The sequence below is a fragment of the Burkholderia sp. 567 genome, assembly GCF_040545115.1.
In the GTDB taxonomy this organism is placed as follows: domain Bacteria; phylum Pseudomonadota; class Gammaproteobacteria; order Burkholderiales; family Burkholderiaceae; genus Burkholderia; species Burkholderia ambifaria.
On sequence record NZ_JBEPLG010000002.1, the window covers coordinates 506,258 to 523,510 of the forward strand.

The 17,253-nt window shown below is 61.3% G+C and carries 11 protein-coding genes; all 11 read right to left on the reverse strand.

What is annotated here, in order from left to right; all coding sequences use genetic code 11:
- Positions 1-4: 4 nt before the first annotated feature.
- Positions 5-1,129: a type VI secretion system baseplate subunit TssG gene (gene tssG / locus ABIC50_RS07775; RefSeq protein ID WP_354163649.1), complete on the reverse strand. Its 1,125-nt coding sequence runs from the start codon at positions 1,127-1,129 to the stop codon at positions 5-7.
- Positions 1,126-2,940 (reverse strand): type VI secretion system baseplate subunit TssF, encoded by a 1,815-nt coding sequence (tssF, locus tag ABIC50_RS07780; RefSeq protein ID WP_354162811.1) that lies wholly within the window; start codon positions 2,938-2,940, stop codon positions 1,126-1,128. Before tssF ends, tssG begins: the two co-directional genes overlap by 4 nt.
- Positions 2,941-2,949: 9 nt before the next feature.
- Positions 2,950-4,533 (reverse strand): type VI secretion system protein TssA, encoded by a 1,584-nt coding sequence (gene tssA / locus ABIC50_RS07785; RefSeq protein ID WP_354162814.1) that lies wholly within the window; start codon positions 4,531-4,533, stop codon positions 2,950-2,952.
- A gap of 8 nt (positions 4,534-4,541) precedes the next feature.
- Entirely contained in the window at positions 4,542-8,333 is a 3,792-nt protein-coding gene (locus tag ABIC50_RS07790; RefSeq protein WP_354162816.1) for an ImcF-related family protein, read from the reverse strand.
- On the reverse strand, positions 8,311-9,612 hold the full coding sequence (locus ABIC50_RS07795; RefSeq protein WP_354162819.1) for a KPHS_23130 family T6SS system protein: 1,302 nt from the start codon (positions 9,610-9,612) through the stop codon (positions 8,311-8,313). The genes ABIC50_RS07790 and ABIC50_RS07795 overlap by 23 nt, the downstream gene beginning before the upstream one ends.
- A 3-nt stretch (positions 9,613-9,615) precedes the next feature.
- Positions 9,616-9,873 (reverse strand): PAAR domain-containing protein, encoded by a 258-nt coding sequence (locus ABIC50_RS07800; RefSeq protein WP_175659644.1) that lies wholly within the window; start codon positions 9,871-9,873, stop codon positions 9,616-9,618.
- Positions 9,874-9,934: 61 nt separating this feature from the next.
- A complete protein-coding gene (locus ABIC50_RS07805; RefSeq protein WP_354162822.1) occupies positions 9,935-12,175 on the reverse strand; it encodes a T6SS phospholipase effector Tle1-like catalytic domain-containing protein in 2,241 nt (746 codons plus the stop codon).
- Positions 12,168-12,959: a DUF3304 domain-containing protein gene (locus tag ABIC50_RS07810; RefSeq protein ID WP_354162824.1), complete on the reverse strand. Its 792-nt coding sequence runs from the start codon at positions 12,957-12,959 to the stop codon at positions 12,168-12,170. The genes ABIC50_RS07805 and ABIC50_RS07810 overlap by 8 nt, the downstream gene beginning before the upstream one ends.
- Positions 12,960-13,075: 116 nt before the next feature.
- Positions 13,076-13,846 (reverse strand): DUF3304 domain-containing protein, encoded by a 771-nt coding sequence (locus ABIC50_RS07815; protein ID WP_354162827.1) that lies wholly within the window; start codon positions 13,844-13,846, stop codon positions 13,076-13,078.
- Entirely contained in the window at positions 13,839-14,831 is a 993-nt protein-coding gene (locus ABIC50_RS07820) for a DUF4123 domain-containing protein (protein ID WP_354162829.1), read from the reverse strand. Before ABIC50_RS07820 ends, ABIC50_RS07815 begins: the two co-directional genes overlap by 8 nt.
- Positions 14,831-17,182, reverse strand: a complete 2,352-nt coding sequence (locus ABIC50_RS07825; protein WP_354162832.1) for a type VI secretion system Vgr family protein — start codon at positions 17,180-17,182, stop codon at positions 14,831-14,833. Before ABIC50_RS07825 ends, ABIC50_RS07820 begins: the two co-directional genes overlap by 1 nt.
- Between the last annotated feature and the right edge of the window lie 71 nt (positions 17,183-17,253).

Sequence of the window (17,253 nt, forward strand, 5' to 3'; positions counted from 1 at the left end):
GGAATCAGATCGTGCGCGGCACGAGATGCGGGTTGGGTTGCGGCGCGGGCAATGCCTCGTAGGCACCCAGCGCAATATCGATCAGCCGTTCGTCGGCAGACGGCAACACCGTCGTCCAGCCGAGACGCGGCGCTGGGCCGGCACGCTCGATCCCGACGGACGGATGCGGAACGAACCGTGACGACACCTCCATCCGCAAATACACATCGGCCTTGATGCCGACATACAGCTGGATGAATGCCATCACCTCTCGATGCAGCCATGCGCCCGGCAGCAGATCCTGAGCCTGCCGCGCATCGGCTGGCCGCAATGTCACGCGCACTGCCCGGCTGCGATACGTGAGACGCCTGCCGAGCACGTAACCGCCACCGAGCCCATTGCGCTTGCCGTCCGGCAGCCCGCCCGCAGCCGGCTTCGTCGACGTCAACGGCTTCGGCCGACCGGTACTCGTCGTCACCGCCCAGAACTCATCGACGCGAACCTCCGCCCCCGGCGCGGCGAGCGCCACCACGCCGGCCAGCCCTTCGGACGTCCGCGTGCGCTGAATCAGCAGCCCCGACAATGCGAGCATCCGCGAATCCGGCAGGCCGGCCCGCAAAGGCTTGTCGCCCCATCCGAACCCCAGCAGACACAACAGGCTCCGCGAATAATCGTCGACACCACCGGCCCGAAAACGCTCCGGATAGCGATACTTCTTCCACGCGCGATACAGCAGCGTCGCGATGCGGTGATTGAACGGGTCGAGAAAGGCCTCGACCGCTTCATGCCCCTCTTCGCGCAGCACGATCTCGTCGATCGTATGCGACGGCATCGCCGCATCGACGCCGTAAAGCCCCATGAAGGTCGTGCGTACGGTCGGCGGTGCAGCGGGATGCTCATCGTCGAATTCGACCGCCGCCATCTCGCCTGCGGGAAAGCCCAACCGAGGACGCGGCCGGAATCGCACCGGCTCGTGCTCCGGCGTGTCGCGTGTGCCGAATCCGGGACGTTCAGGCGCACACGCCTCCAAAAGACGACAGAACTGCATGAAAGTCATCTTCGGCGCCCGCTCGAACAGCCTCGCAACCAGGGCCGACAGGCCCTTCGATTCAGCGGCTTCAGTGCTCATCCGATCGATCGATGCACTCATAGCGGTGCCCGCCCCGCCTTGCTGCGCGGCCACTCCGTCCGCGACCGCGATGGCAGGCTGACGATCGCCAGCTTCGTGAACAGATTGATCTCCGCGTAGGCGCCGAAGAACCGGTGCAGCAACTCGCCGAACAGCATCACGTCGCCTTCGCCCGAGAACGCATGCGCATCGAGCGTGACCTCGATCAGCACGCCGCGCTCGACCGCGCCGCCCGACACCTCCTCGATCATTTCCTGCGACACATGCAGGATGCCGGCGAGCCGCCGCCGGTTCAGTTCGTCGTTCGTCCAGTCGTACAGCGCCAAAGCGCCACGCAACACCTCCGCGTTCATCATCGACAGGAAGTTGGGGGCGAGATGCGACAGCACACGCCACTGGAAACGATCTTCGGTCGGCGGATGGAGCGGCAACGTCGGCGACACGAGATTGCGCACGCTCGCGACGTTCGGCGTGCTGGCCGCCAGCTCGTCTAGACTTGCCTCCCGCAGCCCCTTGCGCGGCAGCAGCCCGTTCGTGCCCGTCACGCGCAACGACAGGCTTTCCTCCGGCAGCGTATCCATCGTTTCCCACGCATGACCGCCGAGAATCACCCACATTTCGTGCAGCCCCGATACGCCGGAACGCACGCGTGTATGGAAATAGCGCTCCGGCGCCTCATGCCGCAGCATGCCGCCGCGATGCCGGAAGGTCGTGAACGGCACGTATTCGTATCGCTCGGCCGTATCGTGATCGAACGTCGCGATCGCATCGACCGAATACGTTTCGACATGCTCGCCCTGATGACCGGCCGGCACGACGCGATACTCGGTTTCGTGATGGTCGATCTCGATCGGCTCGGCATCCAGTTCGAACAGGTTGATCACCGGCGAACAGAACAGTCGCACGTTGTCCGCGCTGAATCGCTGATCCGACGGATAGGCATCCTTCAGAACGATCTCCAGTTCGAAGCGGGTCGATTTTTCAGGCAGCTTCGTGATGTCAAGTCCGCACAGATCGACGAACAGGAATTTCTCGCGAAACGTGAAGTATTCGAGCAGCAACTGATATCCGGAGAATGCCGCATCGGCTTTGGGCCACAGCCGTTCTTCCGTGGAAAATCCCGCCGGCTCGATCGTGACGCCCGGCAGCGGCACGGATTCGCCATCGCGTATTTCCGGGACGCGCCAGTGAATCGCGTCGACCTGACGCGTCAGCGCAAGATGCATCGCGAATGCAGTCGGCAAATCAGCGTTCAAATGCAGCCGCAGCCGCGACAGATCCGTCTCCTTGCGCAGCGCCGACGCTTGCAACGCGAAGCCGAAACGGATCACCGATCGGCCATCGTGTCGCACGGCCGGACCGGCATGCGTGAGCGAGACCGGCTGCAGCGCAACATCCTGCGTGGTGCGGTACAGACATCGCACGCTCATCGGTGCCGCGCCCTCCGCGCGGCCCGCGGACGGCACGCTGATCGGCGCGGAACGCACCGGCACGCCGGCCGGTACGACTACCGTTTTCTGCAGTTTCTCCGCGAACGGCGTCAGCTCGACGATCGACAGCGATGGAATCATCCGCAAATAGTGCGGCCACAACAAGCTGACGAGTCCTTCCGTCAGTTCGGGCAGTTCGTCGTCGAGTTTTTGCTGGAGCCGGCCCGTCAGAAACGCAAAGCCTTCGAACAGGCGTTCGACATACGGGTCGCGATCGCCGACGCGGTCGAGGTTGAGCAGGCGCGCGCGATCGGGATGCGCCTTCGCAAATTCCTTGCCGGATTCGCGCAAATAGCGCATTTCCGCTTCGTAGTAGCGCAGGATGGGATCGTTGTTGTCCATGGGAATCCGTTACGAAAGGGTCAACGCGCGGGCGGGATCGAGTACCGTGAGTTCCGCATGCAGCTCGCCGATGCGGCGTGCGAACGCCTGCTTGTCGGCGTCCTTGCGGCTGCTCATCGCTTTCAGTGCTTTGATCAGTTGCTGCTTGACCTCGAACGTCAGCGCCGGCTCCCAGCGCATCAACGGCAGCGAACGGGACGTTCCGTCGAGTTCTGCAAGGAGTGCGAGCGCCGCATCGTGACGGCCGGCATGGTCGGCCAGGCGGGCCATCACGAGCCGCTGCAAATAGCGATGTCGATCGGTTCTCATCCCGGGCAGCGCTTCGAGCCACGCAAAGGCCGTTTCGATGCCGTCACGGGCAGCCAGTTCGCGAGCCTGGGTTTCGATCTCCGGCCAGTCGCCCGCCGCATCGCCCGCGCTATCCGCGGAAACGGGCAGCGGCGCAACCGTCTCGCCCGCTTCCAGATCGCGCACGACAGCATGCCGGGCGATCCATTCGAGCGTCGTGTCATCGGCGAACGGTGTGCCGTCGCTGAATGCCAGGCGTTCGATGCCGGGCAGTCGTTCGAGAAACAGCGCGAAGTCGGTGCGCAGCAATTCACGCCATGCGCTGTACGGTGTGCCGACGTGGTCGAGCCCAACGTGCTGGAAATACTGCAGGTCGAACCACAGGTGATTCACGCTTTCCATGAACGCGCCCTCGACACGCTCCAGCAACTCGTGCCAGTGCTTCTGCAGGACAAGACGCTTCATCTGCTGGCGCAATTCGGCACGCGGCGGCGCCAGACGTGTATGCGACGCGGCATCCGACGGCGGCACGTCGTGCAGCGTGTCCCAACGAATGCTTCGCACAAGGCGCGCTGAAGACAAGTAGCCGTTTTCCTGATCCCTGAGCCACGCCGACATCGCTCGCGCCTGCTCGAGCAGATCGCGCGTAGACGCGATCGATCCGGCTGAAGTCTTTCCCGTGGCCGTCACAGGCGGCATCGCGACACCGGCATCGACACTGCGTGCCGGCCCTTCCTTTTTCTCGAAGCGGGAAACGAGTGACTGCAGATTCGGGCGAGCCGCATCGGGCCACGCCGCCGTATGCGTCACGAGCACATCGAGCGCGGCCAACGCGCGTTCCAGATCGACCGGCGCAAAGTCGCCACGACTATCCAGCGTCTCGATCACGCGCGCAGTCGCGAGCATTTCGAGCGCGGCCTTCTTCGCTTCGTGACGGGCAGGCAAAAGAGCTTCGCCAAACCGGTCGACGAGTGCGGCAGCCAGTTCGAGCCCGTCGGCGAATCCGGCCGGGCCGTCCTGCCGCAGGCGTGCGAACGCGTAGTAGCCGGCGACGCGCAAATCCTTGCCAGTCTCCTTGAGCAGGTGTTCGCACACGCGGACGATCAGGCCGTCATCGATTCCCGACAGCTTGCCGGCTTCATCCTTCAGTTCGAAGAACGCGTCTTCGTAGCCGGGGTCGCGCCCGCATGCGGAATCGCCCGGTATCGGCGCGACCCATGCGGCCCAGGTATCCGTCCGTGCCTTCCGGAGCGAATCGATGCGGGGACCACCGACGAGTGTCTTCACAAAATTGGCAAGCGTCATGGCAGGTGTCAAAAAACGAATACGTCAGCCGGCAGCCCGAGGGCGTGCCCAAACGGACGTGGGGAGGAATCGGAGAGTCCCGACGTGGTCGCCAACGGCGAAATCGCAGCGTTGGGCGTGCTCGTCTGTTTCGCCGGGCCGGGCTCGGCAGTTCGCGCTTTCGCCCGAGCAAGGTCGAGCGCGGTGCGTTGACCTGAGGCCTGCTCCGTCGGCGCCCGCATGGTGTCGTCCGGCAAGGGGCTCCCGCCCGGAAGCCCCGGCGGCAACGGCACAGCCGCATGCTTCGCGGCAGCGATCGCCGACGCCGGCAACGGCGGCGGCCCGATCGTCGACACCCGGGGCCCTGCGCTCCGAGATCCCGTCACGAAAACGCGGATCGGCAACGTGAAATTGCGCAACTGGAGAACGTCGAGCGGGCCGCCGCCGGCTTCGCTGCGCAATTGCACCTTGAGCGGAATGCCCTGACTCGTGTCGGGCGTCCAGGTCAGCAGATAGCGGGCGTTGTCCTGCTGGGTGACCTTCGCGCGCTCCAGCAATCGAACGAGGCCGAAACGCCCCTGCGAATCGAGCGCGGTACGCAAGCCGCCCTGCTCCGTTTGCCATTCGATATGCGACAGGTTCTCGAGCGACTGTCCCGGCCATTCGAACGGCGTCCACTCCTGCTTCTGGTTGAAGTAATGCAGTTCGCGGCCGGACAGCACGAATCTCATGTCGGTGACGCCCGGCGTCGGCTCGGCCCGCAGTTCATAGCGCACACGCGCGTCGCCCGACGGAAACAGGACCGTCGACGTGCGCGTGAGCTTGTTCAGACCGTTGAGGAATGCCGGATCGATCGTCAATGCGCCGGAATCGGCTCCCTGTGCGGCGACCCACCGGTCCCCCTGCCGTTCGACGACACCGGCCAGTTGCGACGTCACGAATTGCGCTATCACGCCGCTATCCGGGCGCATGAAGCGCGCCATCTCGGGCAGCGATGCATCGTTGTCGGAATCCGCGAACGGATAGCGGCCGCCGAAGGTCTTGTTCCAGTCGGCCACGATCGCGGTGCGCCACATCTCGTTCAGGCTCGATGCGGCCGGCTGCACGATGACCTGCCACGACTGATCGAACGGCGCGCGGAACAATGCGCCAAACCCGGACCACTGTTCACCGAGGCTCGCGGCGACACGACTCGCGTAATCGCGGCTGTCGGCGATATCGGACGTCTTGCCTTGCAGCACGGCTTGCGCGGCCAGACGTGCGATCGCGTCCGGATCCGGGCTGGAGACGATCTGCGATGTCTTCAGGCGCATCGCCGTGATCCGCTCCAGATAGCGTGCCAGGCTCAGGTCGCCGGTCGCTGCCATTTGCGTGGTGGCCACCTTGCCGTTCGTCGGCATTCCCGACGCGAGGTCGCTGCCGGTCAGGCGCAGGATCGGGCCGAATGCGGCGGCCAGCGGTGCGAGCTGCGGTTTGGCCTGCTTCGACGGATCTTTCTCGTCGGCGCCGACGAGCTGTTGGGCCTTGCTGATTAGCGTGTCGGACAACGATTGGGCATTGGCGCCCGTTCCCGCCTGATACACGATCGCATTCATCAACGCGACGAGCGGCGAGCGTTGCGGGTCGCCCAGTAGCGTGAGTTGGTCGGCCGTGGCTGATAGCGTCGGTGCGGGTTGCCAACGCAGACTGTTGAGGAATAGCGCCCATGCCCGCGCGTAATCGTCGAAATAGCGCTGACGCAGTTCGGTCTTCAATGTCGACGGAGATGAATGGGCAACCTTGGTATCGGAGAGTACCCAGTCGCTCGCCACATCGCGTTGCTCGCCGGCTTCGTCGATTGCCTTCGAGATGCGCTCTTCCCACGCTGCACGCGTGAATACGCCCGGTACCGTGGCGGTCGTGCCGAACAGGCCCCGGCTCGTCGCACCGCCGGAAGAGGATTGCGACGCTGTGTCACCGAGCAGCGTCGCGAGCGACAGCGGCGGATATTTCGGTGTCGCTTCGTCGATGATCTGCTGGTAGATCGCGTCGCCGGAGTTCTGGATGCCGCGCACGCCGATGATCGTCTGACGGGTCGAAGCGATCAGGCTTCCGTCGGGGACAATCGCCAATGCGGTGTGACTGGACGCGGCACCCCGCCCAACGTGTTTCGCGAAGAATGCGATCGCTTGCTGACGAAGGTCCTCCCACGTGCCCTTCGACAGCGGCGAATCGGCCGGGCGTTCAGGTGCGGCAGCGGCGACGAGCTGCGGTATCAGGAATGCGGCTGCCGCCCGCTCGGGTTTGGCGAGCATCATGTAGGTCTTGAGCGTATCGTACGCGGCTTGGACCTGGGCGTCGCCGCCGCTGGCGATTTCGGCGTCGGACAGGGTCGCGAGCTGATGCAGCCTCGCTTCGAGCTTCTGGCGGATCGGGCCGACGAGAATCCGGTTCGCGGCATCGGCGTAGTAAGGCCAAAGGGCGTCGAGTAGCGCGTGGTCGCGGTTCAGCGCGAAACGGGAAGTCAAAGGCGCACCGGCACGTTGGTGGATTTCGAGCGTGTCGATTTGACGGTCGAGATCGGTCAACGTTTGCAGCGATTGCGTCGAGTTCAGGGCTCCCGCGAGCTTCGCAACCGTATTCGCGGCCGTCCCGATCGTTGCACGGTTCGCGAAGCCGGACAGCAGCGTGCCAACCAACCAGCAGCTGATCAGGGCCGTCATCATCCACGCCGCCGTGGTCGACAGCGAAAAGCCAATGCGGCGACCTTGAACCTTGCGACTGTGGTCGGCGATGGTTTGCCAGATGGTTCGGGGTTGAGGATTGAGCGGCGCAGCAGGATCATTCGAATCGTCGGCTGGCGAATCGAAATCCTGAGACAGGGGCGCCCTCTCCTTAAAGAGAGGCGCAAACAATAGTCCGTGAATCGGATGCCGCGAAACGGTGGATTCAGCGGTACGACGCAGCAGGTCGGATAATCCTGCGCGCAGCCTCGAAACGTGCTGCGCCAGTTCAGCCGGGTAGCGATCATCGGTATTCACGGCAAGGCGCACGACACCGGCGTCCGAGAGGTTGCCGATGAGATTTCGCAGCGATTCGTCAATCACCGCCGCGCTCAAGCGCGCGTCGGCCCATGTGAAGCCCATCGCTTCGTCCGAAGTGACGCCTGCGCTGCCGAAATCCGTCACGTCCAGGAGATAGGTGGGTGCAGCCCAGCGCAACGCGCGTGCGTGACGAGCAAGCCGCGCAGCGAGTGTATCCACGTCAAACGATGCATCGCTCGAACTTCGGTGACGGGTAATGGCCACGATTGCGTCGACTGGACGGCGACGGCGCAGGTGACGAATCCGATCGAGCCATTCCGTGTCGAGTTTGTCGTCGATTTGCCGCGCATACAGCACGACCGTATTGCCGAGAAGCGCGTAGCCGGTATCCGCCAATCCAGGCGCGAGACGCCGCACGAGCGGATAGTCACCGGCAACAAGAACCCAACGATCGCGATAGCGCCATCGCCAGCCGTGCCTCTCCTTCTGGGCCTGCATGAGCGATGCGGCGAGAGTCGCGGCATCGGCTGCTGGACCACTTCCCGACGATGCGGGCGTGAGACGAGTGTGATCACTGACCCATTTCTTCACGGCACGCCACGCGTTGGCCGGCCTCGACGAATCACTGAAGCTGAAGATCAACAGGAGTGCGATAAATATGGCGCAGAAAATCACGACCGCCAATCCTCGATCCGTATCGGATATTCCGATCCAGTGCGGTCGCTTCCAGGCGATCAGCCCAGGAATGACGACAAGAACAAGGGACCCGAACAGGTCAAGTTTGAATATCCGGTTCATGCGGAAGTGCGTGTGTTGTTGATGCGTTATCCATGTTCGTCACAACAGCAATGAACATGTGGTCTTCGTCGCGGTGTGCGACCAGTTGCGGTTTCGTCGATTGACCGGCCATGTACGTCGCGCATGCCGCGGCAAGCCATGCTGCCGAGGCGCCCGTCTTGCCGACGATTCGATCGAGTTCAAACTCCGGTACCGCTTCGTCGCTCTTGCCTTCCGGTCGACCCGCGCTTAACGCCATGCGTAGCGAAGCGGCCGCCCGGCTGTCGAATCCGCTCAACCACACCGTCCCGACTTCGTCCGGCGAGGTGTCGCCCCAACGGAGTCCGTAGGTCAATGCATGGCCGGGGTCGTCATTGCCTGCTCGCCGGGGACGATGGAACGCAGCGAGCGGCTGCAATTCGAAGCGCGCCGCAAGCGCCTTTGAAACCAGCAACAAGCCGACCGCGGCCTCGGCTGAATCGGATGGCGGCGGCTCGGCAATGACTTTGCTGAGCGCAACGGATACGAGTAACACCGCATGCTGATGCAACGGCCCGTTCCGAGCGTCGAGCCAGGAATCGATCGTCATCAAATCAAGCGATTCGGGCGCACGCTCGATCTTCGCGAAGCGCAACTTGTGACGTCTCCATTCCTTCCGCCATGGTTCGATCACGTCGGACGCGCCGACATAGCCGGAAATATCGAGCAACACGCGCAACGGCAGATCCGCAGGAAGCGCGTTCAAGGGTTCCTTCAGGTCGTTCAGCAGCCGCTCGTACAGCCATTCGAGAACCTCATCGTGACGTTGTGCATCGTCTGCAGCGAGGCGCGCTTCGATCGGATCGAACCATCTCGCCGAAACCGATTCGTTTGCTTCCTGATCGGAAGCTTTGGCATGCAACGTCATCGTTCCATCGGCGATTGGGTCGATACCGTTTTCCGTATCGTCGGCAGTGACGCGTGCAGCCACTGCCAGGACAATCATCGGCACGCTTTCTCGCGCAAAGGCCTGCGCGTTGTACTTCCTGCTTGCATCGTTCCAGGCCTGGACTTTCGCGCGTTCGAGTTCGTATGCCCGATAGCGCCGGGACACGACGAAGGCGGCAAAACCCGTCGGGTATACGGACATGCAGATCCAGAACCACGGCGTGTGAGTCGGCTCATCCGCCGGCCAGAGCATCAGCACGGCTACTACGCCTGCCGCCGTCAGCGCGATGAACACCGCAGCCCAGAGAGTCCGCGACGGTGATTTATCGGGAACCGGCTTCTCCGGCGGAAGGGACGAGAAATCCAGCGCCATTACCTAGCGGCGCCCGCTATTCGCAAGAGAAGAAATCAAACGGCAACCGCACCCGCACAAGTCATCGTGCTGGGCGACCTCGCGACCATTATCGAATGCACCCGAAGTAGCCATCGCGATGCGGTTGTCGCCGTGCCGCGGGCAGGTCACGGGATCGTGGAGCCGCGCAAGCGCACGCCCCATGAAAAAGCGCGTATCCGAACCGGACGTTACGTAGCCGCCGCCGGTGTGGCGGTCTCCGACGCGAATGATGCCCGTCATAGGTATCTCCGAAATGAATCGACTCGCCACTGCGGTTCGACAGTGAGCGGTCGATATCGAGTTATAAGCGCCCCGGCAGCCGGGCTGCGGGCTTAATCGCTTCGCTGGCCTGCCTGACGCGCTCACCATGTTTTTCGTCGCGCTTGCGCTTCTTGTCTTCGCTGACGTAGTTGCTGGTTCCGAACGTGTCGATCGCACGTGTCTGGAAGTACAGATTCGACGACAGCACGTGGTCGTGCCAGCTCGTCAGCATCGTGTCGTGAACCAGCAGGTCGAAGAGCGCCATGACCTTGGGCGGCAGCGGGTTCTTGCCGCTCAGGCCCATCTTCCATGCCTGGATCAGCGTCTCCTCTTCAGGCGTCATCTTCCAGGCCTCGATCATCGATGCGCTGAACTCCGGGTTTGCGTCCCACGGCAACGACCCCTCTTGAGCCATTTCACGTATGCGATTCGCTGACTTCTGCAACCCGGCCTGTAGCGATTCGCGCCGCATCAGCGCTTCGGATTCGCTTTGAATGCGGTCCCAGACGCCCACGGGGGGACGCTTTTTCTCGATACCCGCATCGCGACCGGAAAGCATTTCCGGCAAAACCGCGTTCTGCCAGCGCGCGTAGGCCCTGCCAAGCGTCTCTCGATCCGCAGGCGGCCGTTGATTGCGCAGCGCGAGATACGCGGCCTCGGCATCGTTGCGCTCCTTCAGAAGCTCCCGGTGCTGGGCGGCGAGGTCATCGAAGTGACTCGTCACGGTCGCGCGAAATGCCGGGGATTGGTAGCGAACCGCCATCCAGCGCAGGAATACCTGCATGTGTTCGACAAAGTTCAGACGCGCGACGTAGGGAACTATTTGACGGTAGGCGTCAATCAGTTCTCCGATTTTGTAGGAGGCTTTGCCGTCGGAGATGGGGTTGGCGAGCGTGAACCTCTGAAGCACCTCTGGCTTCCATTTCGCCAAGTCCTCCATCGTATCCAGCACGACTCCATGCGAAACCGCCTCATTGAGCATGTCGCGCAAAACGACGCGCTGCAGTTCCGCGCGTGCTCCGAGCGTTCCTGGTGGCGCCCCGCCGGTGATGTCTTCGCTGGTTCCCGGATAGAGGTACTGGAGTCCACGCGTTTTCTCGAGGCTATCGAGCCGTTGATAGAACCGCAGTTCGTGAGCCGCGGCGAAATGCACACATCGCTGCACCGAAGCCGGTATCGATAGCTCGCGGTCACCGTAGTTTTGCTTGAGCAGGCCTAGCACCGGCACGATTCCCAGCAACTTGTTTTCTTCCATCACCGAAGAAACGGCGTCCAGTAGCCCGAGAAACCTGATCTCGACCGGAATAGCCGTTTGGTTGGGATCTTTCGGGTCGGTAAAAGCCAGCTTCGTGTCGCTCGGGTGCTTGTACCGTCGTGTCAGTTCATTCGCCAGCGCCCGGGCGAGAACACAGCCGCGATCGGCACCGAAGATGGATACCTGGATCCGCTGGACCTTCGGCATTTTCTGCTTGGTGTCGTCAATCGATTTTTCGAACTGCTTCATCGCGGCCATCAGCCGGTCCTCGACGCCTGTTCCAAATACACGGGCGATGGCGCGGTTGTCACGAAACCACGGAATCGAATCGATCACCACGCCGAAGAACACCGACTTGGCGGCATTCCATCCAATAGACAGAAAGTTCTTCTTCGTATCGTAAAGAAACAAGCGCGTAGCCGCCCGACCACGTTGAACCCAGCGGTTGTCGCGCTGCAGTTGCAACACTCGGCCGATATTGCGCGGCGCGGATTCGACCGAGTCGACCAAATCTTTGAATGACTTCACGATCGGCCGGTACGAAAATTCCTTGAGCCCTTTCTTGAGCCCCTCGGTGATAGTGCCTTTCGGATCGATGGGAAGCCGTTTCACGCCGGTTACTTTCTTGCCGGTGCTAACTGCGATTGAACCTGCAGCTTTGGCGCCCTGCTTTCCAAGCTTAAATGCGGCGGAGACGATTTGACCGTTTCTCGCGTCCTCATTCAACTCGGTTCCGAGCCCAGAATAGTAGAGTCGGTACCAAAACTGGTTGGGCTCCTCTTCTCGGCGTGGGTCCTCGTTATCGCGATGAGCCTCCCATAGTCGACATATGTTCGAGTATCGGGAAGTATTCCTTTCATCGTAGTCACGATGCCGGCCAAACCCATCAAAGAAAAAACCGACATGTATTACGGCGCCACATGGAATGCAGCCGTCCTGCGGATACGCTTTCCGATTCTCTCCAATTGCAGCACGTACTTCGGGCGGAGTCCGATCCGCCGGATCACGGATGGTTTTATCAGCCATGCTGCCTTCTCGACGTATCTCGTTCAAAGCGATTGCTCTTGATTTCCTGAACGATGGCATCTGGCAGGCTTTGCATCGCCGCACCGAAGGCACCAGGCGTGCCTTTCGTGTCCTTCAAGATCCGCTGCACGACGGGGTGCTCATCGAACTTGGGATTAACGATTTGGGTGTAGTAAACGTACTGTTCGAGGTCCTTCGTATCAGTCAGGTGATACTTCAACCAGCCTTGTGAAGCAATGCGGGCTGTACGTCTAAACGCAATAGCCATATCTGCGCCGTCCGGGTTGGCCGCCTTCCCGTACTTGGTTTTCAACCAATGATAGACCTTGGCATAGGAGATTCTCGATCCACTCATGTCGTTACGAATCTCAAACTCGATGTGATCGTCTGGATAAAAGTGCACGGCAAGCACGTCCTCCCCAGCGCCGCCCTTGACCTTTGCCGGTGGAAATTTGACCTCGGTCTTCTTGTGGATCTTCTTGATGGGCGCATATAGGTCCTTGATGGCTTCATCCGCGTCATAGACCTCCCACTCAACCGTGAAATCCGTTCCCTTCAGCTTGTAGCAGCAAGTTAGACTGCCGGCTCCCGAACCCGGCGGCAAATCCCCCCCTCCACTCGCTCTGTTGCCGTATTTGTCACGAATCGTGAAATCGCTCAGATTGAACGGCGTGTAGTTGAGCCCCATGATGCTGATGCCACGGTAGGTCGGCTCGGACGAAAACGCATCGCAACCGGCTAACGTCAGTACGACACCGAGCAACATGACAACCCGTTTAATCATTGCTTGAATACCTCGAAATCAAGAACACAATCCGTCACGTAAACGGCCTCTCGCAAACACGTTCGTCCTATCAGAGCCGCCTCTGATGATCGATACCCAACACTACGAAACAATGCCTAATCGAAGCGCCCTTGCTTGATCTCCTGTACAACAGCATCTGGCAAACTCTGCATCGCTGTGCCGAAGGCTCCAGGCTTGCCTTTGGTGTCCTTCAAGATCCGCTGGACGACGGGATGCTCATCGAACTTCGGGTTGATGAGTTGCGTGTAGTACACGTACTGCTCAAGATCCTTCGTGTCGGTCAAGCGATACTTCAGCCAACCCTGCGACGCAATCCGGGCTGTACGTCTAAACGCGACGGCCATATCTGCGTCGTCCGGGTTGGCCGCCTTTCCGTACTTGGTTTGAAACCAGTAATCCACGTCCGTGTAATCGATCCTCGTCCCGCTCATGTCGTTACGAATCTCAAACTCAATGTGATCGTCCGGATAAAAGTGCACGGCAAGCACGTCCTCCCCCGCTCCGCCCTTGACTGTTGCCGGTGGAAATTTGACCTCGGTCTTCTTGTGGATCTTCTTGATGGGCGCATATAGGTCCTTGATGGCTTCATCCGCGTCATAGACCTCCCACTCAACCGTGAATTCCGTTCCCTTTAGCTTGTAGCAACAACTCAACCTGCCCGCGCCAGTACCCGGCGGCAAATCACCTCCGCCGCTGGCTCGGTTGCCGTATTTGTCACGAATAGTGAACCCACTAAGATTGAACGGCGTGTAGTTGAGCCCCATGATGCTGATGCCACGGTATGTCGGCTCGGATGAAAACGCGTCGCAGCCGGCTTGCGTAAGCGCTATCGCGACCACCAATAAGGCGAAGAGCCACCTAATCATGCGAGGCCCCTCCCGCATCCACGAAATCCGTCGTCATGCGAGACGCCTCCCGCAACACATCAGCGTCGATACGACTCAACGCATCCCCAAACTTCTGCTCGCCGCTCATCGCGCGGGCCAGCCGCTCTCGAATCATCGGATGTTCATCGAACCGCGGTGAAATGACGACGCCCTTTGAGACGTAGTTCAAGAGATCGTCATCGTCGGCTATACGGTAACGATCGGCGCGCTCCAACTGTTCAGAAACACGTTGGTAAAGCGTTAGATCCGTAAAATCGTCGAGCATCGCTCCATACATCGTGCGCAGTTGCATCACGAGCTTGTCGGCACGACCAAGCTGCAGCAACGCCGTGTGCTGCTCCACCGTCATCGCCTGCTCTTCCCCGGCTATACCATCGGTCACACCCGCATCGTTACACCATACGATCTCGCTCATTTCGCGATCGCGATACCAGATCTCGGCGCACGGCGAGAGAAACGTCTGCGCCTGTTCCCCGGTCCAGACCGCCCTCAACCGCGCAAGAATCCGGTTATCGTAGAAATGCAGGAAGTACGCGCGCTTGTCCGGCGTCGAATAACGACAGAACGATCGAAAATGCTCAACCAGTAACTGAGTCGGAAACGGAGACCATATCCACGTCAGCATGTGCAGTTCGGTCGCCTCTTTCCAGAGCCGCCGCACGAGCCGGCTCTGCAGATCGCGCGCATCATCCAACGCGAAGCGATCGATCGCAATCAGATACGGGGCGATGTCCGTATAGGACTCGAGAACGGTGCCGCCCCACAGCGACTGCCATTCAAGCCTGGGGACCTGAACCAGCAGTTTGTCGAGATCCGGATTGGCACGCGCATCGGCGAGTACGTACAGGTAGGCCGAAACGTCCTCGGCATCAAACGCTTCGAATTGCGCCAATAATCGGTTACGCCACACCTCCCATGCCGCGTCCGAATCACCGGTCGACATCGCAAGCTTGGTTCCGGTCATCAGGCGACCTCCGTCATCGCTTCGACACCACGGTGCGCATCCAGCAAACACTCCTTGCATGGCCCAATGGGCATATTCGGCAGGGGAGCCGAAAGAGAAGCGGGACCGGTCCAGTGGAAATTTCCACACTTGAGCGTGATATCGCCCGGGCATCCGAGTTCGATGTTGCCGCCATCGATCTTGAGATAGGCGCCACCGCTTGTCAGTGTCAGCGCACCACGCGAGGCCGCGAGAATCGCGCCATCGCTACTGGTGAAGTTCAAGTCCTTCGATGCCGATAGCGCCATCGCACCCGTGCGGGCCTGGACGACAACGTCCTGTTTGGCTGCGGTGACCCGCACCCCCTGGGCCTGCGCGAAGAGCGACACCTGTTTTCCCGCCGCGACGGTGAAGTTCCGCATGATTCCGACGTCGAAATTCCCGCCGGCGGTCGCGATCAGATTCCGGTCTGCATTGACCTGTAAATGCGCCCCGGACGTGAGCCCGATACCCGAGGGTGCACTCGCGAGAATTGCAGAGCGTTTCAAGCCATCCAGTGCTTCCGCATAGAACGACTTCTGTTGCTGCAGCTCGGCGACGGTCGCCTCTGCAGCTCGCACCGCCTCGGAAAGCGACTCCATGCGATCGATTGCCCGCTGCAGCTGCTCCTGCGCGTCTTTCATGTCGAGCTGGTGCCCCGACGCTCCAACCTGCGCCTCGGTACTCAGCAGCATGCCCTTCGGGCCGCGCGCGGCAAGATGCCCGTCGGTACGTAGCTCGGCCCCTTGACCTCGTTCGTGACGGGCATCGTCAACCATGTGCCCCAGATTCAGCTCACTGGTCTGAGTTGGCGTCGTGAGATGAATATGCTCACTCCCCTCCTTGTCCTCCATCCGCAACTCATTCCGCGCAGCCGTCCGAATAAGGTTCCGCGTATGGTTCAGGTTGTTCACCAGATCCGGATGCACGCTGTCATGCATCGCCCCGATGATCACCGGCCGGTTCGGATCGCCGTCCGTATGGACGATCGCCACCTCCGCCCCGTCGATCAACGGAAAGTGATGCCCATAGTTGTCGCCGCTGTACGGCTTCGCAAACCGCACAGGCCGGCTCGTCCCACCCGGGCTCCATTCATCGAGATCGAACGGCAGCTTGATCACGTACCAGCCCTGCTCGGTCAGATACGCATACTTGTAGTTGCCCGGCGATGTAATCCGCGCCGGCAGAATCCCGTCCACCACCGGCCGCGAAACCGAAGCCACCGGCGTGCGCCACACGCGATCCGACGGAATGCCCTCGAACGCCACCCAGAACGACTCATTCCGCCCGCCGTGCGACTCGACCGACGTAACGAAAACGCCGTGCTTCGCGTCGGCAGGTTTCGGCTCGACCCGCATCACCTCGCCGGCTTCGAGCCAGAACGGATTGCCCGTCCCCTTGAACGTAATCTGCGTCGCCAGATAGGCCTCGTGCCGCAACCGCGCAACCCGCTTGCCCTCCTCCGGCGTTTCGTAATGCTCACCCCAGCGATAATCGACCGCGTTCGTCGTCTTGTCGTCGCGCGCCGCGTTTTCCTCGACCAGCAGCGATACCTCGGCTTGTCGATGGTTATAGTCGTGCAGCCGCACCGCCTCCGGCACACGCTTCATCTCGCGCCCGAGCGTCTTGATCGCATCCGCACCGACACTCTCGAGCCCCGAGTCACGCCGATACGGCACCGTACGCTGCTTGCGCGCATAGGCATCCAGATCGTCGCCGAACACAACAACCGCGCGATCCTTCTTTTGCTCCCAGCGAAACCAGATCCCTTCTTCCGCGCAAAGGCGCTGAATGAAGGCAAACGTCGTCTCGTGATACTGCGTCACGTACTCGCGACGTTTGTACTGTCCACGCAGCTGAAACTGGAAATCGACACCCGCGCGGTACCCGTAATGTCGCAACGTGTCGGTCACGATCTCCTCGACCGACTGCTTCTGAAACAACCGGCTGGTCACGCCGCGATCGAGATCGGCCAGTGTCGGCTCCAGCACGACCCGGTAGCGCGTTTCGTCCGCCGACGTCTCCAACTCGTCGAACTGCGTGATCACGCCATGAACCGTATACGCCGCCGGCTTTGCGCTGAACTGCGCGGCGTTCTCCCCGAACATCTTGCGCAGGTAATCCATGTTCGAATCGACCGGATCCGCGCTGAACTTCGCCGGTCGCCCCAGCACCTGATCCATCGGGATCCCTGCCATCGGGCTCGTGAATTCGATCTCGTATCGATAGAGCTGGCTCACGCGGTCCAGCCCGGTGAACTTCAGGATCGAGAACGGCGCCGGATGCGGCGCGAGTTTCAATTCATAAGCCTGCGAAGGCAGAATCATCGACATGGAATCTCTCGGTTGCGCGACTGCACGGCACGCCGGGGTGCCCCTGTCCACCCCGGCGCCACTGCGACTAA

Bases quoted from the DNA above. Each gene is read 5' to 3' on its own strand.
- tssG (WP_354163649.1), bottom strand. From the start codon at position 1,129: ATGAGTGCATCGATCGATCGGATGAGCACTGAAGCCGCTGAATCGAAG.
- tssF (WP_354162811.1), bottom strand. From the start codon at position 2,940: ATGGACAACAACGATCCCATCCTGCGCTACTACGAAGCGGAAATGCGC.
- tssA (WP_354162814.1), bottom strand. From the start codon at position 4,533: ATGACGCTTGCCAATTTTGTGAAGACACTCGTCGGTGGTCCCCGCATC.
- ABIC50_RS07790 (WP_354162816.1), bottom strand. From the start codon at position 8,333: ATGAACCGGATATTCAAACTTGACCTGTTCGGGTCCCTTGTTCTTGTC.
- ABIC50_RS07795 (WP_354162819.1), bottom strand. From the start codon at position 9,612: ATGGCGCTGGATTTCTCGTCCCTTCCGCCGGAGAAGCCGGTTCCCGAT.
- ABIC50_RS07800 (WP_175659644.1), bottom strand. From the start codon at position 9,873: ATGACGGGCATCATTCGCGTCGGAGACCGCCACACCGGCGGCGGCTAC.
- ABIC50_RS07805 (WP_354162822.1), bottom strand. From the start codon at position 12,175: ATGGCTGATAAAACCATCCGTGATCCGGCGGATCGGACTCCGCCCGAA.
- ABIC50_RS07810 (WP_354162824.1), bottom strand. From the start codon at position 12,959: ATGATTAAACGGGTTGTCATGTTGCTCGGTGTCGTACTGACGTTAGCC.
- ABIC50_RS07815 (WP_354162827.1), bottom strand. From the start codon at position 13,846: ATGATTAGGTGGCTCTTCGCCTTATTGGTGGTCGCGATAGCGCTTACG.
- ABIC50_RS07820 (WP_354162829.1), bottom strand. From the start codon at position 14,831: ATGACCGGAACCAAGCTTGCGATGTCGACCGGTGATTCGGACGCGGCA.
- ABIC50_RS07825 (WP_354162832.1), bottom strand. From the start codon at position 17,182: ATGTCGATGATTCTGCCTTCGCAGGCTTATGAATTGAAACTCGCGCCG.